This is a genomic window from Microbispora triticiradicis (genome assembly GCF_005864065.1).
GTDB lineage: Bacteria > Actinomycetota > Actinomycetes > Streptosporangiales > Streptosporangiaceae > Microbispora > Microbispora triticiradicis.
In genome coordinates this window covers 135113-153989 of record NZ_VANP01000011.1, presented here as the reverse complement: position 1 = coordinate 153989, position 18877 = coordinate 135113, and the positions used below count along the sequence as shown (strand labels likewise).

The 18877-nt window shown below is 73.1% G+C and carries 18 protein-coding genes; 6 read left to right on the top strand and 12 right to left on the bottom strand.

Annotated elements, in window-relative coordinates:
- Positions 1–146 precede the first annotated feature (146 nt).
- The 3 genes from FED44_RS26060 to FED44_RS26050 are packed head-to-tail and all read right to left on the bottom strand — an operon-like array spanning position 147 to position 3455.
- Positions 147–1091: a site-specific tyrosine recombinase XerD gene (locus FED44_RS26060; protein WP_244302268.1), complete on the bottom strand. Its 945-nt coding sequence runs from the start codon at positions 1089–1091 to the stop codon at positions 147–149.
- Positions 1092–1125: 34 nt separating this feature from the next.
- The gene (locus tag FED44_RS26055) at positions 1126–1764 is read right to left on the bottom strand and encodes an NUDIX domain-containing protein (protein ID WP_117409041.1); all 639 of its coding nucleotides are present in this window, start codon (positions 1762–1764) and stop codon (positions 1126–1128) included.
- A gap of 20 nt (positions 1765–1784) precedes the next feature.
- Positions 1785–3455, bottom strand: a complete 1671-nt coding sequence (locus FED44_RS26050; protein WP_117409012.1) for a CTP synthase — start codon at positions 3453–3455, stop codon at positions 1785–1787.
- Between the two features lie 156 nt (positions 3456–3611).
- On the opposite strand from FED44_RS26050, the gene FED44_RS26045 reads away from it, so the two are divergent.
- Complete coding sequence (locus FED44_RS26045; RefSeq protein WP_138462369.1) at positions 3612–4298, top strand: acyltransferase; 687 nt, start codon at positions 3612–3614, stop codon at positions 4296–4298.
- Between the two features lie 209 nt (positions 4299–4507).
- Here FED44_RS26045 and FED44_RS26040 read toward each other — a convergent pair whose 3' ends face one another.
- Positions 4508–5113: a DUF4126 domain-containing protein gene (locus FED44_RS26040; RefSeq protein WP_117409010.1), complete on the bottom strand. Its 606-nt coding sequence runs from the start codon at positions 5111–5113 to the stop codon at positions 4508–4510.
- A 321-nt stretch (positions 5114–5434) separates the two neighbouring features.
- Here FED44_RS26040 and FED44_RS26035 point away from each other — a divergent pair, with 321 nt between their 5' ends.
- A complete protein-coding gene (locus FED44_RS26035; RefSeq protein WP_138462368.1) occupies positions 5435–6481 on the top strand; it encodes a serine hydrolase domain-containing protein in 1047 nt (348 codons plus the stop codon).
- Positions 6482–6591: 110 nt separating this feature from the next.
- Here FED44_RS26035 and uvrB read toward each other — a convergent pair whose 3' ends face one another.
- The gene (uvrB, locus tag FED44_RS26030; RefSeq protein ID WP_117409008.1) at positions 6592–8703 is read right to left on the bottom strand and encodes an excinuclease ABC subunit UvrB; all 2112 of its coding nucleotides are present in this window, start codon (positions 8701–8703) and stop codon (positions 6592–6594) included.
- 261 nt (positions 8704–8964) lie between these two features.
- On the opposite strand from uvrB, the gene FED44_RS26025 reads away from it, so the two are divergent.
- From FED44_RS26025 to FED44_RS26015, 3 genes are read left to right on the top strand one after another with little or no spacing between them, the layout of a single operon-like run.
- The gene (locus FED44_RS26025) at positions 8965–10002 is read left to right on the top strand and encodes a hypothetical protein (protein WP_220502332.1); all 1038 of its coding nucleotides are present in this window, start codon (positions 8965–8967) and stop codon (positions 10000–10002) included.
- A 10-nt stretch (positions 10003–10012) separates the two neighbouring features.
- Entirely contained in the window at positions 10013–10666 is a 654-nt protein-coding gene (locus tag FED44_RS26020; protein ID WP_138462367.1) for a hypothetical protein, read from the top strand.
- Complete coding sequence (locus tag FED44_RS26015; protein WP_138462366.1) at positions 10639–11517, top strand: inositol monophosphatase family protein; 879 nt, start codon at positions 10639–10641, stop codon at positions 11515–11517. The genes FED44_RS26020 and FED44_RS26015 overlap by 28 nt, the downstream gene beginning before the upstream one ends.
- Here FED44_RS26015 and FED44_RS26010 read toward each other — a convergent pair.
- From FED44_RS26010 to FED44_RS25985, 6 genes are all read right to left on the bottom strand, one after another.
- On the bottom strand, positions 11514–12119 hold the full coding sequence (locus FED44_RS26010; RefSeq protein WP_117410196.1) for an energy-coupling factor transporter transmembrane component T family protein: 606 nt from the start codon (positions 12117–12119) through the stop codon (positions 11514–11516). The two genes, FED44_RS26015 and FED44_RS26010, sit on opposite strands and share 4 nt — an antisense overlap.
- Positions 12116–12790, bottom strand: a complete 675-nt coding sequence (locus FED44_RS26005) for an energy-coupling factor ABC transporter ATP-binding protein (protein ID WP_117410197.1) — start codon at positions 12788–12790, stop codon at positions 12116–12118. The genes FED44_RS26010 and FED44_RS26005 overlap by 4 nt, the downstream gene beginning before the upstream one ends.
- Positions 12791–13942, bottom strand: coding sequence for a thiolase family protein (locus FED44_RS26000; RefSeq protein ID WP_138462365.1), 1152 nt, complete (start codon positions 13940–13942; stop codon positions 12791–12793).
- Between the two features lies 1 nt (position 13943).
- Positions 13944–15413, bottom strand: coding sequence for a class I adenylate-forming enzyme family protein (locus FED44_RS25995; RefSeq protein WP_138462364.1), 1470 nt, complete (start codon positions 15411–15413; stop codon positions 13944–13946).
- Between the two features lie 7 nt (positions 15414–15420).
- Entirely contained in the window at positions 15421–16032 is a 612-nt protein-coding gene (locus FED44_RS25990) for a biotin transporter BioY (RefSeq protein ID WP_244302267.1), read from the bottom strand.
- Between the two features lie 102 nt (positions 16033–16134).
- Positions 16135–16806: a TetR/AcrR family transcriptional regulator C-terminal domain-containing protein gene (locus FED44_RS25985; protein WP_208759173.1), complete on the bottom strand. Its 672-nt coding sequence runs from the start codon at positions 16804–16806 to the stop codon at positions 16135–16137.
- A 48-nt stretch (positions 16807–16854) separates the two neighbouring features.
- On the opposite strand from FED44_RS25985, the gene FED44_RS25980 reads away from it, so the two are divergent.
- Complete coding sequence (locus FED44_RS25980) at positions 16855–17640, top strand: hypothetical protein (RefSeq protein ID WP_138462362.1); 786 nt, start codon at positions 16855–16857, stop codon at positions 17638–17640.
- On the opposite strand, the gene FED44_RS25975 is transcribed toward FED44_RS25980, so the two are convergent.
- Positions 17630–18820 carry an ArsB/NhaD family transporter gene (locus FED44_RS25975; RefSeq protein WP_138462361.1) on the bottom strand — a complete coding sequence of 397 codons (1191 nt, stop codon included), beginning with the start codon at positions 18818–18820 and terminating at the stop codon, positions 17630–17632. The two genes, FED44_RS25980 and FED44_RS25975, sit on opposite strands and share 11 nt — an antisense overlap.
- Between the last annotated feature and the right edge of the window lie 57 nt (positions 18821–18877).

The following is an 18877-nucleotide window of genomic DNA, read 5'->3' as shown; positions in this document are numbered from 1 at the left end:
CACCGCCTGGAGACCTCGCGGTCCACGTCGGCTCTGTGGTCGCAGTCACCTGTTGGTCCTCCCCTGACGGCCTCGAACCTGATCGAATCTAAAGGGTCGGCACGTATGCGGCAAGGCGGCGCGCCACGGGTCCGCGGATGCGTGCCTCAATGCAGGGCGCGGGGATGCGCCGCTGCGTAGACCTCGCGGAGCTTGTCGACCGTCACCAAGGTGTACACCTGCGTGGTGGTCACCGAGGCGTGGCCGAGCAACTCCTGGACAACCCTAACGTCGGCTCCGCCGTCGAGGAGGTGGGTTGCGAACGAATGTCGCAACATGTGCGGTGATACGCCGGACAGCCCGGCCCGTTCCGCCGCCACCTGAAGCACCTCCCACGCGCCCTGCCGGGTCAGCCGCCCGCCCCGCGCGTTGAGGAACAGCGCGGAGGTGCCCCGGCCGTGCGCGGCGAGCCCGGGCCGCGCCCTGACCAGGTACGCGTCGAGCGCCTGACGGGCGAAGCGGCCGAGGGGCACGATCCTGCTCCGCCCGCCCTTGCCGCGCAGCCGCACCTGGTCGTGGCCCTGGCCGCTGTCGAGGCCGAGGTGACGGCCACCGGCGTGGCCGGCGGGCACGTCGTCCACCGCCAGCCCCACCGCCTCGGAGATCCGGGCGCCGGTGGCGTACAGGACCTCCAGCAGCGCCCGGTTGCGCAGGGCGAGCGGGGCGTCCTCCGGCCCGCACGCGGCGATGAGCCGCTCCACCTCCGCCACGGTGATCGCCTTGGGGAGCCTGCGGAGCTGGCGCGGCGGGCGCACCTCGTGGGCCGGGTCGTGCCCGGCCACACCCTCCCGCAGCGCGAAGCGATGCAGGCCGCGTACGGCCGACACGGCGCGGGCGGCCGAACTGGCGACCAGCGCGGGGTGGTCGTCGTCGCCCTCCCGCAGCGCGGCGAGGAAGGCGACCACGTCCGCCTCGGCGACCTGCCCGAACGTCTCCAGCCCGCGCGCCCGGAGGTACTCGACGTATCGGCGCAGGTCACGCCGGTAGGACGCGAGCGTGTTGGCAGACAGCCCCCGTTCCACCGCCAGATGGGCGAGGTAACTGGACAGCACCGCCTCGGGCTCGCTCAGGACGTCTCCTACGGACTCATGCCTCCGGCGCGCCGGCGGGACGAAGGCCCTTGAATCCGTCGGCGGAAGCAGCGTACGCCGCGAGGATACCGGCGACGGCGGGAGAATTGTGGATCATTCCGCTCAGCGCCTTCTCGACCGCCGTGACCAGGGGAATCCAGACCGCCGGCATGTCGGTCTCCTCGTGCTCGCGCACGTAGGTGTTCTCCTCGTCGGGGATCGGCTCCACGTCGCGGGCGAGGAAGATCCGGATCCGCTCGTCCGACATGCCGGGCGAGGTGGCGAGGTCGACCAGCGTGTGCCACGTGCGCGCCCGGTAGGCGGCCTCCTCGGCGAGCTCACGTGCCGCGCACTCCACCAGCGGCTCCCCCGGCACGTCCCGGATGCCGGCCGGGAGTTCCCACATCAGGCGCCGCATCGGGTGGCGGTACTGACGGATCAGCAGCACCCGGTCCTCGTCGTCCAGCGCCACCACCGCGACCGAGCCGGGATGGACGACGTAGTCGCGGTCGGCGACGACGCCGCCGGGCATCTCCACGGTGTCGGTGCGCACCGAGATGACCCGCCCGGCGAAGTGCCGGGTGGTGGCGACGACGTTCCAGGACTCCTCGACGTCCTCCACGTTCACCGCGTCCACGGTCCCTGCGTTCTCCATGATCCCCGCGTCCTCGGCGTTCACTTGGCCCGTCCCGCCTTCGCCGCGTTCTCGCGCTCGCCCGCGTACTCGAGGGCGGCCTGGACCAGACCCGTGAACAGGGGATGCGACCGGGTCGGCCGGGAGCGGAACTCCGGGTGCGCCTGCGTGCCGATGAAGAACGGGTGCAGGTCGGTCGACAGCTCGGCGTACTCCACGAGGCGGCCGTCCGGCGACAGCCCGGAGAACACCATGCCGGCCTTCTCCAGCTGGTCGCGGTAGGAGTTGTTCACCTCGTAGCGGTGCCGGTGCCGCTCCTCCACCTTCGCCTTGCCGTACAGGCGCCGGGCGAGCGAGCCGTCCGTGAGCTTGGCCGGGTAGAGGCCGAGCCGCATCGTGCCGCCCATGTCGCGCTCGCCGGCGACCACGTCCTTCTGGTCGGCCATGGTCGAGATGACCGGGTCGGCGGTCTCGGCGTCGAACTCGGTGCTGTCGGCGTCCTCGATCCCGGCCAGGTGGCGGGCCGCGTCGATGACCATGCACTGCATGCCGAGGCAGATGCCGAGCAGCGGGACGCGCCGTTCGCGGGCGTGCCGGATGGCGCCGACCTTGCCCTCGATGCCGCGCACCCCGAAACCGCCGGGGACCAGCACGCCGTCGACGCCGTCCAGCTCGCGGGCCGCGCCCTCGGGGGTCTCGCAGTCGTCGCTCTTGACCCAGCGGATGTTGACCCGCGCGTCGTTGGCGAAGCCGCCCGCGCGCAGCGCCTCGGTCACCGACAGGTACGCGTCGGGCAGGTCGATGTACTTGCCGACCAGCGCGATCGTGACCTCCTTCGCGGGGCGGTGGACCCGGCGCAGGAGCTGGTCCCACTCGGTCCAGTTCACGTCGCGGAACGGCAGGCCGAGCCGGCGCACCACGTACGCGTCGAGCCCTTCGGTGTGCAGCACCTTCGGGATGTCGTAGATCGACGCGGCGTCGACGGCCGAGACCACCGCGTCCTCGTCCACGTCGCACATCAGGCTGATCTTGCGCTTGAGCGAGGAGGTGATCGGGCGGTCGGACCGGCAGACGATCGCGTCGGGCTGGATGCCGATGCTGCGCAGCGCGGCGACCGAGTGCTGCGTGGGCTTGGTCTTCAGCTCCCCGCTCGGGCCGATGTACGGCAGCAGGGAGACGTGCAGGAAGAAGACGTTGTCGCGGCCGACCTCGTGGCGGACCTGCCGGACGGCCTCCAGGAACGGCAGCGACTCGATGTCGCCGACAGTGCCGCCCACCTCGGTGATGACCACGTCCACGTCCGGGCCCGCCATGCCCCGGATGCGGTCCTTGATCTCGTTGGTGATGTGCGGGATCACCTGGACGGTGTCGCCCAGGTACTCCCCGCGCCGCTCCTTGGCGATGACGTTGGAGTACACCTGGCCGGTGGTGACGTTGGCGGAGCCGTGCAGCTCCGTGTCGAGGAACCGCTCGTAGTGGCCGACGTCGAGGTCGGTCTCGGCGCCGTCGTCCGTCACGAACACCTCGCCGTGCTGGAAGGGGTTCATCGTGCCGGGGTCGACGTTCAGGTAGGGGTCGAGCTTCTGCATCGTGACGCGGAGACCGCGTAGCTTGAGGAGGCGCCCGAGGCTGGAGGCCGTGAGCCCCTTGCCGAGACTGGAGGCGACGCCGCCGGTGACGAACAGATGCTTGGTTTGTGCGGCGCTGCGCAAGGAACACTCCCGTGGTCGTTTGTAGAACCGGCGCTCCGGATGGACGCCGCCTGCCCACGGGCTCTCAGAATATCAAACGCTGGGCAACATTGGGCTTGTCACGTGCACTAATCCGCAATAGCGGGACAAGACGACCAAGCGGTAACTTGTCGCGTTATGTCGTTCGTGAAGCGCGCCGTCGGCCGCATGGTCCACCGCTGGTGGGCCTACGTGCGGGAGGCGGCGGCGGTGACCCCCGCCGCCACCGGCGCATACCGGTTCCGCAGCCTCGGCGAGGGAGTGTGCATCTCGTTCCCCCAGGGCGCGATCTTCGGTGAGCAGTGGATCGAGATCGGGCCGCACACGCTGGTCGGGGAGCGGGTCTCGATCTCCGCCGGGATGGGGCCCGGCGTGGACCTGGGCCCCGACTCGATCGTCCGGATCGGCGGAGGCTGCTCGATCGGCCGGGGCAGCCACATCGTGGGCCACCAGTCGATCGACATCGGCGACGACGTGTTCACGGGTCCCTACGTCTACATCACCGACCAGAACCACGTGTACGACGACCCCGAGACGCCCATCGGCCGCCAGTGGCCGCGCAACAGGCCGGTCTCGATCGGCTCGGGGTCCTGGATCGGCACGGGGGCGATCATCCTGCCCGGAACCCGGATCGGCCGTCAGTCGGTGGTCGCGGGCGGCGCGGTCGTACGCGGCGAGTTCCCGGACCACTCCGTGATCGCCGGCGTGCCCGCCAAGGTCGTCCGCCGGCACTCCCCCGGCCTCGGCTGGCACAGCCCCTCCGCCATCGCCCGCACCCCGCTCTCCCCACCGCATCCGGCAGGCAGACCCGCCCCACTGTCCTGACCCACCCCTCCCCGGCGGCGATCCGCACGGCCCGCCACACCCGCGGCGAGTACGAGCGCCCCCGTTCATGGGCTGACACCTGTCCTCCGGCCGGTTCGCGCCCGGCCCTGCGACGGCCTGAGCGGGAGCCTGTCGGAGCGGGGTCCGGACAGGCGCGGGCGCGGCATGGGTCAGACAGGAGAGGCACGGGGTCAGAGAGGCGGCACGGGTCAGACAGGCGGGGACGCCGCCCGGGCGCGGCGCGCCTCCTTGAACCTTCGTACGCGGCGCAGCACCCGCCAGGCGACGAACGCCAGCACGGCCAGCGCCACCACGACGAGCACCGGCAGGAAGATCGCGATCAGGCTCATCCCGAGCGAGCCGACGTCCTCGACCGTGCTCACCACCGGCGCGCCCACGCCGGCCGTGGTGGCGTTGACCACCGGCCGGGCCCCGGCCTTCAGCAGATGTACGGCGAGGGCCACCGCGATGCCCAGGATCCAGCCCACCGCCGGGTGATCGGCCATCCAGGCCGAGTCGTCGAGCTTCGCCGCCGCGGCCGTTGCGCTGAAGACCACCCCGCCGGACGCCGGCCGCACCGCCGTCTGGATCATGTCGTTGACGTGGTCGACCACCGGCACCTTGTCGAGGACGAACTCGGCGACCAGCAGCACCGCGATGATCGCGAGGACCCAGGTGTCGGACAGCCAGGCGTACTCGTGCGGCAGCCGTACCGCGTCGGTCACGCGCGCCAGCACGCCGACGAGCAGCAACGGGATGTACGCGTTGAGCCCGGCCGCGGTCGACAGCCCGAGCCCGGTGAGCGCCGCGAACATGAGCCACCTCCTCGATACGACGGGAAACTCCCGCCTTCCCCTCAACGGACGACCCCGGCTCCATGTCCCCGGCGGTTCGCTCCTGCCCACGCCTTCCGCGACCCGCATCCGCCTGACTTGCCGACGGCTGGCCAGAAAAACATCACTATTTCGGTGATTTCCGGATGGTCCTGATCGATGGAACGTGACAACACGCCCGCACCGACGTCCTTCCCTCACAGAGCGGGCCTCCGCCGAGGGCCGGCCCCGGCTTCCTCGTCCCGGCCGTGACCCGTGTCCCCGCTCCTGAGTCCCTCGTCTCGACACCCCGGAGGTTCCCCCGTGATCACTTCGCTGAGGCGCGCCGTGGCGCCGATCCTGACGGCGGCGGCGGTGCTGGTCTCCGCGCCGCTCCCCGCCGGCGCCCTGGCCGGCACCCGTGCCGCGGCCCGGGCGGGCGTCCAGGACCGCATCGACGCCGCGCTGCACCAGTGGATGACCGCCAACGGCGTCAGCAACGCCGGGCTCGCCGTGATGCGCGACAACGCCCTCGTCGGCTCCTACGGCTACAACGAGATATCGGCGGAGAAACCCGTCAACGTGGCCTCGCTGTCGAAGCCGATCACCGCCGTGTGCCTCATGTCGCTCATCGACAACGGGCGACTCCGGTTCGACACGCGGCTCGCGGCGATGCCGCGGAGCTTCCGGCTGCGTCTGGGGTACCGGGCAAGCCGGACGGCGCGCAACATCACCATCGAGCAGCTTCTCCGGCACACCAGCGGGATCACTTACGACCCCACGCAGAGCGGGCTGGTCGGCGTCAGGAACGCCTCGTACTCCGACGTGACCCTCGCGCGCCGCGCCCTGGCCCGGCCGATCAGCGCCAAGCACGACGAGGTCTACAACAACATCAACTACGCGATCCTCGGCCTCGTCATCCAGAGCGTCACCGGGCAGCCGTACGAGAGCTACTGCCGCCGGATGGCGCTGGCGCCGCGTGGCGCGACCGGCAGGATCGGCCCCGGCACCCGCGCCATGAAGGCGTTCGGCGGCTGGGAGATCTCGGCGGTCGACTACGCGATGTTCGCCCGCGCCTTCGACCCGCGCGCCCGGCTGCTCAGCCCCGCGGCGCACCGCTTCATCGACGCCTCCGCCGTCAGCGGCAGGCCGGCCGCGTCCCTGGGCGTGTTCGTGGTGCCCACGGCGCACGGGCGCAACGTGTTCCACCACGGGAACTGGCAGTCCAGGGCGACCCGGCCGAACGCCTTCAGCGCCTTCTTCGCCATGTGGGACAACGGCATATCGGTGGTGGTGACCTACGACCGCAACCTGACGGACGCCGCCCGCGTCGCGCTGGACAACGCGCTGCGCCAGGCCGCCTACAGCTGAGGCTCATCCCAGGGCCGCGCGGAGGCCCGGACCCGGCCGCGCGGACCGGCGTCACGTGACGCCGGTCCGCACCGGAAGGGCCGGGGCCGTGGGGTGAACGCCAGGGGGCGTTACTTCACGCCGGCCTCGCGCATGTCGCGGACCTCCCGCTTGAGCTCCTTGATCTCGTCGCGCAGCCGGGCGGCCACCTCGAACTGCAGGTCGGCGGCGGCGGTGTGCATCTGCTCGGTGAGCGACTCGATCAGCGACTCCAGCTGGGCGCGGGGCATCTCGCCCGCGATCGCCTTCGCGTGCTGGCCCGCGCCGCGGGACGCGACCCCCGGCACCGGCGCCTTGCCGCGCGACTGCTGACGCCCGGCGCCGCCGAGAAGCTGGGCGGTGTCGGCGTCCTCGCGGACCAGGCTGTCGAGGATGTCGGCGATCTTCTTGCGCAGCGGCTGCGGGTCGATGCCGTTGGCCTCGTTGTAGGCGACCTGCTTGGCCCGGCGCCGGTTGGTCTCCTCGATCGCCCGCTCCATGCTCGGGGTGACCTTGTCGGCGTACATGTGGACCTGGCCGGACACGTTTCGCGCCGCGCGGCCGATGGTCTGGATCAGCGAGGTCTCCGACCGCAGGAAGCCCTCCTTGTCGGCGTCGAGGATCGACACCAGCGACACCTCGGGCAGGTCGAGGCCCTCACGCAGCAGGTTGATGCCGACGAGCACGTCGAACTCGCCCATCCGCAGCTCGCGCAGCAGCTCGATGCGGCGCAGCGTGTCGACCTCGCTGTGCAGGTAGCGGACCCGGATGCCGTTCTCGAGCAGGTAGTCGGTCAGGTCCTCGGCCATCTTCTTGGTGAGGGTGGTGACCAGGACCCGCTCGTCCCGCTCCGCCCGGGCCCGGATCTCCTCCATGAGGTCGTCGATCTGGCCCTTGGTCGGCTTGATGACCACTTCGGGGTCCACCAGGCCGGTGGGGCGGATGACCTGCTCGACCACGTCGCCCTTGCTGCGGCCCAGCTCGTACGGCCCCGGGGTGGCGGACAGGTAGACGGTCTGGCCGATGCGCTCCAGGAACTCCTCCCACTTCAGCGGGCGGTTGTCCATGGCCGACGGCAGGCGGAACCCGTGGTCGACGAGGGTCCGCTTGCGCGAGGCGTCTCCCTCGTACATGGCGCCGATCTGCGGGACGGTCTGGTGTGACTCGTCCAGCACGAGCAGGAAGTCGTCGGGGAAGAAGTCGAGCAGCGTGTGCGGCGCCGTCCCGGGCCCACGTCCGTCGATGTGCCGGGAGTAGTTCTCGATGCCGGCGCAGGTGCCGACCTGGCGCATCATCTCGATGTCGTAGGTGGTGCGCATGCGCAGCCGCTGGGCCTCCAGCAGCTTGCCCTGCCGCTCCAGCTCGGCCAGCCGCTCGGCGAGCTCGGCCTCGATGCCGCCGATGGCCCGCTCCATCCGCTCGGGGCCGGCCACGTAGTGCGACGCGGGGAAGATGTGCAGCTCCTCGTCCTCGGCGACGACCTCGCCCGTCAGCGGATGGAGCGTCGCGAGCTTCTCGATCTCGTCGCCGAACATCTCGATGCGGACGGCCAGCTCCTGGTAGACCGGGATGACCTCGACCGTGTCGCCGCGCACCCGGAACGTCCCCCGCGTGAAGGCGAGGTCGTTGCGGGCGTACTGCATGTCGACGAGCTTGCGCAGCAGCTGGTCGCGGTCCATCTGCTGGCCGACCTTGAGCTTGACCATCCGGTCGACGTACTCCTGCGGGGTGCCCAGGCCGTAGATGCAGGAGACCGAGGCGACCACCACGACGTCGCGCCGCGACACCAGCGACCAGGTGGCCGAGTGACGCAGCCGCTCGACCTCCTCGTTGATCGAGGAGTCCTTCTCGATGTAGGTGTCGCTCTGCGGGACGTACGCCTCGGGCTGGTAGTAGTCGTAGTACGACACGAAGTATTCGACCGCGTTGTTCGGCAGCATCTCGCGCAGCTCGTTGGCGAACTGGGCGGCGAGCGTCTTGTTCGGCTGCATGACCAGCGTCGGCCGCTGGACCCGCTCGATGAGCCACGCGACCGTGGCCGTCTTGCCGGTGCCGGTCGCGCCGAGCAGGACAGTGTCCTTCTCCCCGGCGTCGACCCGGCGCTCCAGCTCCGCGATCGCCGTGGGCTGGTCGCCGGACGGCGTCATGTCGGTGACGACCTGGAAGGGCGCGACCCTGCGCTTCAGGTCCATCATGGATGTCATCGCCGCTCAGCTCCTCGCTCGCCCCGCCCGCCGGGCGGGAACCGGGGACGCGCCCGGCCCGCCGCCGTTCACACCTTCATAACCTACGCGCGGCCACCGACATTTCCGGTCCCCTCCGCACGCCGGGGTCCCGCTCACGGCCCGGCGCGAGGGGCAGCCGCACGTCACCCCGCCGGACCTTTGCCGGGGCATGACGCTCTCGTTACGATGCCAGCCGGGGATCACGGGATGCCGGCAAGCACGGGATGGCGGGGCGGACCTATGGCGGGGTTGCGAGATGCCGTGGGCCAGGCCGCCGCGTGGGCCGGCAAAAACGTCGACGGCGCCATCGCCCTGGTGCTGGCCGTGGTGGTGGGCGTGCTCGGCGTGCTGCCCGACGACGTGCTGTCCGACAAGGTCAAGTCGCAGCTCGTCAGCGGCACCACACTGGTCGTCCTGGCCCTGGTGGCGACCGCGCTGCTGCGTGACCGCGCCCGGCAGGAGCCGGTCGAGGAGGCCATGCACGCCACCTCCGGCGTCCTGGCGCGGCTGCCCGAGCGTCTCGGCCGCCTCGACCAGCTGGAGGAGCTGGTCGCGGGCACCCGCAGGGCGCTGGAGGACATGGCGGTCATCCGCATCCTCGGCAGCCGGCACGAGATCGCCCAGGCGCACGCCGACGCGCGGCGGGGCACCGACCACTGGACGTTCAAGGGCGGCACCGGCACCTACATGCGCGCCGTCACGCTCCCCGAGTGCGTGGCCGCCGCACGGCGCGACCGGCGGCACCTCACGATCCGGATGGAGATCATCGACCCCACCGACGAGGCGGTGTGCGAGAGCTACGCGCACTACCGAAGGTCGCTGTCGGACCGCCCTGACGGCACGGGCGAGATGTGGACGACCGAACGCGCCAGGAAGGAGTCGTACGCGAGCGTCCTGGCCGCGTTCTGGTACCGCCAGCGGTACGGCCTGCTCGACATCGCGGTCGGGCTGTCCCCGGTCATGACGACCTTTCGCTGGGACATGTCGGACCACGCCCTCATCATGACCTCCGAGGACCCCAACCGGGCGATCATCGCCTACAGCGGTTCGTTCTTCTACGGAAGCTGCGGCGCCGAGCTGCGCACCAGCTTCGAGCAGGCCCGCCGCCTGCCGATCGACCGCTACCGGTCGGTGCAGCTGAGCGACGAGCCGACGGTCGAGGAGGTACGCCGGCTGTTCGACGGCGTCGAGCTGCCCCTGCCCAAGTCGTTCACCGACCGGGACGTGGTCGACGTCACCCGCAAGGCCCTGCGCGCCAAGGACCCGTACGCGCCATGAGCCGCCGGCCATGAGATACCGGGAGGTGCTCGGCCTGCTGACGGGCGGGAACGCCCGCGAGTGGGCGCTCGGCGTGCTCACCGAGATCGCGGCGGGCGGCACCCCGGTCCTCGGCGTGCGGCATCCGCTCGGGTTCCTCTGCCTCCCCGTGGAACGCGACGGCGGCATCGGGGTGTGCGTGCACATCTGGACCTCCGCCGCGCGGCCCGCGCGCAGCACCACCTCGCAGATCCACTGCCACAGCTGGGACCTGATCAGCCACGTCCTGTACGGCCAGGTGCGCAACGTCCACGCCGCGCTGACCGACACGGCCGAGTCCCCCACCCATCGCGTGTTCGAGGTGGTCAGCACCCCTGAGGGCGACGTCCTGCGGCCCACCGGCAGGACGGTCAGGTACGCCCCCGGGCGCGCCGATCTCTTCGGCGCGGGAGACACCTACACGCTCGTCGCGGGCGCCTTCCACAGCAGCGTCATCCCCGAGGACGGCGAGGCCGCCACGGTGGCCCTCGGCCGCGTCAGGCCGGAACGGGGAGACCTGTCGCTCGGCCCGCTCGCCACGCCCCTCCACCACGTCAGGCGGGAACGCCTCGACGCCGCCGAGACCGCACGTGCCGCCGAGCTGGCCAGGAGAAGCCTGTGGACCTCGAACACGCAAGGCGGATAGCCGTGGAGGCCGCCCTGGCCGCCGGGTCGATGCTCAGGGAGAGCGTGCCTGGCGCGGCCGTCGCCCGGCCGAAGGGCGCGTCGGGCGACGTCGTGACCGACCTCGACCTGGCCGCCGAGAAGCTGATCATCGAACGCGTCCGGGCGGCGTTCCCGGCCCACCGCATCGTGGCCGAGGAGTCAGGGGTCCATGCCGGATCCGATCCCGGCCCGCCCGCGGGCCGCCCCGGGGACGACCCGGCGGGCGGAGGGTGGACCTGGCTGGTCGATCCCCTCGACGGCACCAACAACGTGGCGATCGGCCTCCCGGCGTACGTCGTGGGCCTGGCGCTGTGCGCGGGCTCCCGCCCGGTGGTGGGCGTCGTACACGAACCGGTGTCCGGCCACACCTGGTCGGCCGTACGCGGCGCCGGGGCGGCCGGGCCCGCGGGGCCGCTGACCGGGCCGCCGCGGCGGGACCTCCCGCACGGCCCGGTGCTGGGCTGGACGCAGGGCCACGGGGTCTCCCGGCGCGACCGGGCGGCGCGGTCGCTGAGGATGACGATGGAGGTTCGCGCCCGGCGGGTGCTCCAGCTGTGGGCGCCGCTGCTGTGCTGGGCGATGCTCGCCCGCGGCGACATCGACGGCATGATCGGCTACCACGCCGAGGGTCTCGACCTGCCCGCCGGTGCGCTGATCGCGCGGGAGGCCGGGGTGGACATCCGCGGGTTCGACGGCAGGCCCTTCGAGGCGTCCGCCGAGGGACCGCCCGAGGACCGCAGCTTCGTCGCCGCGCCGCCCGCCCTGGTCGGCGACCTCCTCGACCTGGTCGCCGAGGCCCGCCGCCTCGCTCCCGCCCTCCCCCCGGTCTAGTCGTCCAGGCCGCGGGCGGCGAGCGCCTCGCCCAGGGCGTCGGCGTGCCGCAGGGCGCCCACCACGAGCGGGACGGCGAAGGCGCGCGGGCTCCGTTCGACCCCTCTGGCGCGCTGGGCCTCCCTGACCCGGGTGGCCAGTTCCGCGACGACCGGCACGCTGCGCAGCGTGAGAGACAGCAGCAGCGACAGCCGGAACGGGTCGAGCCCGGCGAACCTCGCGGGGGCGAGGCACCGCTCCAGGAAGGCCATGAGATCGCTGGTGCGCGTCGTGAGGGTGACCAGCCCGGCGAGGGCGATCGCGAGCACGACGCGGAGCGTGGACGACACCGCGCCGGACAGGTCCGCGACCACCAGTTGCATCCCGAACAGGGCCAGGGCGAACCAGCGGACCGGCCGCACCTGCGCCCAGGCCGCCGCCGCGCCCACGCCCGACACGGCATACAGGGCCGCCACGACGGCGGCGGCGGCCGCCAGTGCGGCGGGCGGGCGCAGCAGCAGGAGCACCGTGCAGCACACGGCGAGCCCGGCGAGCTTGACGCCCGCGGGCAGCCGGTGCAGGGGCGAGCCGCCCGGCACGTAGGCGCCGGTGAGGCCCTTCACGCCATCATCTTCCGGTAGTGGCCGATCGCGGTCGCGGGATCGGCGTCGGCGACGACCCGGCCCTGGTCCACCACGAGCACGCGGTCGAAGTCCTCCAGCAGCGCGAGGTCGTGGGTGACCACCACCACCTGCTGCGGCAGGGTCCGCAGCACGCCCGCGACCTGCCGGGAGTGCCGCAGGTCGAGCAGGGTGGTGGGCTCGTCCATGACGAGGATCTCCGGTTCGAGCACCAGGACCGAGCAGAGGGCGAGCAACTGCTTCTGGCCGCCGGACAGGTGGTGGGCGGGGTGGTCGGCGTGGTCCGCCAGGCCGTACCTCTCCAGCGTCTCCCGCACCCGGCGCTCGGTCTCCTCGCGCGGCAGGCCCTTGCGCCGCAGCGAGAAGGCGACGTCCTCGGCCACCGTCGGCATCACGATCTGCGCGTCGGGGTCGGTGAACAGGAACCCGACCCCGCGCCTGATCCGGGCCGCGTGGCGGCGCGTGTCGAGCCCGGACACCGTGACGGTGCCCGACGACGGCAGCACCAGGCCGTTGAGCAGGCGGGCGAGCGTGCTCTTGCCCGAGCCGTTGGCCCCGATCACCCCCACCCGGCGCTCGGTCAGCGTGACCGTGACGCCACGCAGTACCTCCCGCTGCCCGAGCCGCACATGGACGTCCGTCAGCCGGATCACTCAGACCACCTCGAACAGGGCGGCGATCCCCAGACCGCCGCCGACCGCGACCGCCGCCAGGCCCAGCGTGCCCGGCGGCGCCCCCTCCCCCAGGAGCCGGCCGAACAGCCGGGTCACCACGACGGCGCCGCTCGCGCCCCAGGGATGGCCGAGCGCGAGCGCGCCGCCGTCGGCGCAGACCCGGTCCGCGTCCGCGCCGAGCGGGTCGAGACCGAGCGCGTCGGTGACGGTGAGCACCTGCGCCGCGAACGCCTCCACGATCTCCACCGCCGCCACCCGCGCCAGGTCCGTCCCGGTCCGCTCCAGCACCCGCCGTACGGCGGGCACCGGCCCCCATCCGGGCAGCGCGGGGTCGCAGCCGGTCACGGTCCCGGCCAGCAGGCGCAGGCCGGGCAGGCCGGCCGCCGCGCGCAGCCGCTCCGGCACGACGGCCACGGCCGCGGCGCCGTCGCTCACCGGGGAGGAGTTGCCGGCCGTCACCGTGCCGCCCGGCACGAACGCGGCGGGCAGCCGGGCCAGCGACGCGGGCCGTAGCACGCGCGGCCGCTGGTCGTCGGTCCGGCCGCCGATCGGGACGACCTCCCGCGCGAACCGGCCCGCCGCGCGGGCGGCCAGCGCCCGCTCGTGGCTCCGGCGGGCGTAGGCGTCCTGGCGCTCCCTGGTCACGCCGTACGCGGCCGCGAGCGCCTCCGCCGCCGGGCCCATGTCGGGGTCCGGGTGGCCCTCCGGGGCGAACGGCGCCCGTTCGTACGGCTCGCCCGGCTCGCCCTCCCGCCTGCGGACCCGCAGCGGCGCGGTCGAGGCGCTCTCGGCCCCGCCGGCGACGACGAGGGCGGCCTCCCCGCACCGTACGGCCTGGGCCGCCAGCAGGATCGCGGCGAGGCCGCTGCCGCACTGCCGGTCGACGGTGACGCCCGGCACCTCCGGCCCCAGCCCGGCGGCCAGCGCGCAGACCCGCGCGAGGTTGCCGCCGGGGCCCGTGCAGTTGCCCAGCACCACGTCGTCCACCGGAACGCCGAGAGGCGCGGCGTCGCGGACCACCGCCTCGACGACGGGCGCGGCGAGCCGGTGGACCGGCACGGTCGCGAAGGCGTGACCGGCGGTGCCGATGGGGGTACGGCGGGCCGCCACGATCACCGGCTGGTCGTCCATCTCAGCCGAGCCGCCAGATCTCCGCGTCGCTTCCCAGGCCATCGCTCTCGGGGCCTCGGCTCGCGGAGCCGCTCTCCGGGTCGCCGGTCAAACGGGCGGCGAGGTGGGCGGCGAGCAGGCCGCGGGCCGGCTTCCCGGCGGGTGTGCGGGGCAGGGACCCGGTGGCGTACCAGCGCCGGGGGCGCTGCGCCGGGTCGAGTTCGGCGCGCGCCACCTCCTCCAGAGCCGCCCGGGAAAGTCCGCCGGTCCGCACGACGCCCCCGACGGCGCCCTCTACGGCGCTCTCGACGACGGCGGTGACGACCGCGCCGAGGTACGGGTGCGGCGTGCCGACCACGACCACGTCGTTCACTCCCGGCACCTTCCTGAGCACCTCCTCGACGTCCTCGGGCACCACCGTGGCGCCGCCGGTCTGGATCGCGCCGTCGCCGCGGCCGCGCAGCCGCAGGACGTCACCCGGCCGGTACGGCTCGGCGAGGTCGCCGACCGTCGTCCAGCCGTCGCCGTCCCGGCGCAGAGGGCCGGCGGCGCCCGCCAGGTAGCCCTCGCACAGCCAGGGGGAACGCACCCACACCTCGCCCAGGGAGTGCCCGGGCTCCGGCCTGACGTCGATCTCGACGCCGGGGAACGGCCGCAGCCCGCTGCCGTCGGCGTCCACGGCGACGAACGACAGCTCGGTCGCGCCGTAATAGGACACCACACGCACTCCGGCCTCCGCCGCCCGGGTCCGGGCGGCGGGGTCCAGGGCGGCCCCGCCCACCACGGCCGTGCGCAGCGGGCCCCCGGCCGCCTCCAGCGCGTCCAGCACGGCCGGCAGCCGGTGGGGCACCACGTGGACGGCGGTCGCCCGGCGCAGCTGCCCGGCCAGCGCCGCGGGAGACCACCGGCCGGGCACCACGGCGGTGGCGCCCGACGCCAGGGTGTGCGCCGCCGCGAAGCCGTACAGGGAGGAGACCAGTGGGCCGGGGATCAGCACGACGTCGTCCGGGCCGATCCCGGTCAGCTCGTCCAGGTGGGGGAACGACCCGGTCCAGGAGGCGCGGGTGCGCACCAGAGCGCGCGGCCTTCCGGTGCTGCCGGAGCTGAAGCAGGCCCAGGTCAGGTCGTCCGGGGCCGGATCGTGCCGTACGGGCGGGCCGTCCGCTCCGGGCAGCGGGGCGTCGAACCGGGCGGTGACGGGCACCGCCGCCATGACCTGCTCGCGCCGCTCCTCGCTCCACGTGTGGTCGCAGAGCAGCGGCGTGACCCCCGCGAGGTCGCAGGCGAGCACGGCGACGAGCAGGGCCACCGGGTCGGCCTGACCGGCCGCGACCAGCGCGCCGCGCCCGGCCCTCCGGTCGCGCAGGTGACGCGCGGCCCGTCCGGCGCGGCCGGCGAGCTCGGCGTAGGTCAGGTCGCCCCCGGGGCCGGACACCGCGACGTGGTGCGGACGGCCGGCGGCGTGGCGCAGGACCCGGTCGGCTACCGGCACGGGCGGATCACCGTCCCCCGGCCCGCAGCCGCTCGCGGTGCACCGCCGGGACCGCGTCCGGGTAGGCCCGCTGGGTGCCCCGCGCCACGACCGCCGCCAGCACCGCCTTGATCAGGTCACCGGGCAGGAACGCGGCGCTGAGCAGGGCGGTCTTGCCCAGGGAGAGGCCGGTGACCAGGGCCTGTACGGGGATGCCGCACAGGTAGACGACCCCGACGCCGCCCGCCAGGCAGGCGGCGAGTATCCGCATCGTGCCCGGGGCGCGGCCGCCGCGCTCGACGATCCAGCCGGTCAGGGCCGCCCCCGGAAGCCAGCCGACCAGGAAGCCGGCCGAGGGGCCGGCGAAGACGCCGAGGCCGCCGCGCCCGCCGGCGAGCAGCGGGAGCCCCGCGGCGACCAACACGAGGAGGACCGCGACGGCGAGGGCGGACCGCCAGGTGCCGAGGATCGCCCCGGCGAGCATGACGCCGAGCGTCTGCAACGTGATCGGCACCACGTCGCCGAAGACGTTCAGCGTGCCCGGCAGGCCGAGCACGGCGATCAGCGCGGCGAAGACGCTGATCCTGGCGATGTCTCCCGCGGGGAGACGCCGCCGCGATGGGCGCTGTTCATCTGTCACGGGACGATCCCATACCAGGACCACCCGCATGACCCATGAGGATTTCCACAACTTTTTCCCGTGTCGTTCTCAGGGGTGTCCATAGCCGACGGCAGGGGGAGGTCAGGGCGCGCCGGGCCGGGCGGCGGCGATGCCGTCGAGAACGCGTTCGAGCCCCTCGGCGAACGCCTCCTCCGGGCCGACCGCCTCGAACTCGGCGATGATCCACGCCAGCGTCGGATACTTCCCGGTGGCGACCGATCGGGCCAGGTAGGCCAGCTTCTCCTCCTCCGGCTCGGCTTCCGGGCCCGGCAGCAACTCCAGTTGCAGGAAGCCCGCGATGTAGGCGCGGACCGCGTCCACCGCGTGGACGGTGAGTCGCGCCGGCAGCCCCAGCCGGGCCACGGCCGCGAACAGCCGCTCGGAGTAGGCGAGCCCGTTCGGCCCGTACGGCTGGCGGGTGCCGAGCAGCGTGACGTACCAGGGGTGACGCCGGGCCGTGCGCTGGGTGTCCCGCGCGATGGCCCGCAGTTCCCCCCGCCAGTCGCCGCGCGGAGGCGGCGGAATCTCGCCGCAGACCGCGTCCATCATCAGGTCGAGCAGGTCGTCCTTGGAATCGAGGTAGCCGTACAGGCGCATGGGGCCGGTCCCGAGCGCGGCGGCCACCCGGCGCAGCGACACGGCCTCCAGTCCCTCGGCGTCGGCGAGGGCCATGGCCGCGGCTGTGACGGCCTCCCTGCTCAGCCGTACGGCCCTGCGTTCGCCCGGCTCGGGCCGCTCCCAGATCACACTCACCCGATACAGTGTATCGTGTCGATACACTGTATCGAGAAGGGTGGAGCGATGCGGAAGGCGATCAACTACGACGTGGGCGTTCGGACGACCCCCGACCGGCCCTCGCGGCCCCGCTTCGACCCGGGCCAGGTGCGTGAGGAGATGCGGGTCATCCGCCGCGACCTCGGCTGCGCCGCCGTACGGATCTTCGGCGAGGCCCTCGACCGGCTCACCGTCGCGGCGGAGCACGCCCTGGCCGAGGGGCTTGAGGTGTGGTTCTCGCCCGACCCGCACAACTCACGGCCGGGTGAGTGGCTGCCCTACCTGTCGGAATGCGCGAAGACCGCCGAGCGGCTGCGCGCGGGCTCGGACCGGGTGGTGTTCGTCGCCGGCCGGGAGCTGACGTTCTTCATGCGCGGGCTCGTCCTCGGCCGGGACGCGTTCGCCCGGATGCGCACGTTCACCTCCGTCCCCCGGCTCGTCGCGAACCTGGCGCTGAAAGGCTCGTTCAACCGGCGGCTGAACGGCTTCCTGGCCCGCGCGGCACCGGTCGTGCGGGCGGAGTTCGGTGGCCGGGTGACGTACGCGGCGGGAGCCGCTGGTCCGCGACGAGCACGAGCAGGCCGCCGAGATCACCGGCTGCTGGACGTCTTCGCCGAGGAGGGGGTGGACACGGCCTTCCTCTTCACGTACGCGTCCTACAGCTATCCCCACCATTCCGACCCCGTCCACGACCTCGATCTCGCGGCGTACGGCGTCGTCCGCTGCCTGCCGGACGGGTCGCGGGAGCCCAAGGAGGCGTTCCACGCGTACGTCGCCTGGCCGGGACCGCGTGGCGGGGCGCTCAGCCGGTGAGGACCAGGACGGTCACCGTCGCGGCGAGGCCGGTCACGGCGAGGCCCGCGCCGGTGGCGACGAACTTGGCCAGCGGCACCCGCACGTTTCCCCGGCGGCACCACTCGAACCACAGCAGGGTCGCGAGCGACCCCCACGGCGTGATCACCGGGCCGAGGTTGGTGCCCGCGAGCAGCGACAGCAACTGCGTGTGGTTGGCCGCGGGGATGACCTGTTCGCCCGCGACGTACGCCGGGAGGTTGTTGACCACGTTGGACAGCGCGGCCCCGGCGGCGGCCGCGCGGTAGGCGCCATCTCCGTCGCCGCCCACGCCGACGAGCGCGCGCATCACGTCCGCCAGGCCGAGGCGGCTGAGCGTCGGGACCACGAGGAACAGGCCGGTGACGAAGACCAGCAGCCGCCAGGGGATCAGGCCCCAAACGAGCTTCGCCCGGTCGCGCCAGGCGAAGGCGGCGACCACCGCGACCGCCGCGACGAGGGCCGCGACGCCGATCTCGACGCCCGCCAGGATCGCGGCGATGAACAGCAGGCAGGCCACCCCGGAGACGCCGAACAGCACCCGGTCGGGCACCGGGACCGGCGGCGGCGGCTCGTACCGGTCCTCGCCCCGCTCGCCGCGCCGCCAGAAGAACACCCAGAGGAAGGCCATCGTGACCGCGATCGAGACGAGCTGGGGCGCCCACATACGCGCGGCGAACTCCTGGGTGGTCAGCGCGACGCGGTTCATGGCGAGCAGGTTGGTGAGGTTGGAGACCGGCAGCAGCAGGCTCGCGGTGTTGGCCAGCCACACCGTGGTCATCACCATCGGCAGCGGGGCGATCTTCGCGCGGGGCGCCAGGGCCAGCATGACCGGCGTCAGCAGGACGGCCGTCGTGTCCAGGTTCAGAAATATCGTGACCAGAGAGGCGAACGCCGCGCACAGCAGGAAGAGGCTCGCGTAGCTGCCCCGGCCGACGATCGCGATGCGGGTCGCGATCACGTCGAAGACCCGCGCCTCCTTGGTCAGCTCGGCGAGCACGATGACCGCGCCGAGGAACAGCAGCAGGGGCGCGATGCGCCCGACGCTCTCCCTGGCCGTCTCGGCCGGCAGCAGGCCGGTGGCCACGAACACCAGGCCCGCCGCGAGCAGCCCGAACCTGATCCAGTCGAGAACGCTCAGCCGCCGCAGCCCACTCGCCACGCGGACACCCTATCCCCCGGGGGCGAGATGATCGAACCCCTCCAAACCGTCGGTGAC

Coding starts and splice junctions, on each gene's coding strand:
- FED44_RS26045 (WP_138462369.1), top strand. CDS start 3,612: ATGTCGTTCGTGAAGCGCGCCGTCGGCCGCATGGTCCACCGCTGGTGG.
- FED44_RS26040 (WP_117409010.1), bottom strand. CDS start 5,113: ATGTTCGCGGCGCTCACCGGGCTCGGGCTGTCGACCGCGGCCGGGCTC.
- FED44_RS26020 (WP_138462367.1), top strand. CDS start 10,013: ATGAGATACCGGGAGGTGCTCGGCCTGCTGACGGGCGGGAACGCCCGC.
- FED44_RS26025 (WP_220502332.1), top strand. CDS start 8,965: ATGGCGGGGTTGCGAGATGCCGTGGGCCAGGCCGCCGCGTGGGCCGGC.
- FED44_RS26055 (WP_117409041.1), bottom strand. CDS start 1,764: ATGGAGAACGCAGGGACCGTGGACGCGGTGAACGTGGAGGACGTCGAG.
- uvrB (WP_117409008.1), bottom strand. CDS start 8,703: ATGACATCCATGATGGACCTGAAGCGCAGGGTCGCGCCCTTCCAGGTC.
- FED44_RS25980 (WP_138462362.1), top strand. CDS start 16,855: ATGCGGAAGGCGATCAACTACGACGTGGGCGTTCGGACGACCCCCGAC.
- FED44_RS26000 (WP_138462365.1), bottom strand. CDS start 13,942: ATGGACGACCAGCCGGTGATCGTGGCGGCCCGCCGTACCCCCATCGGC.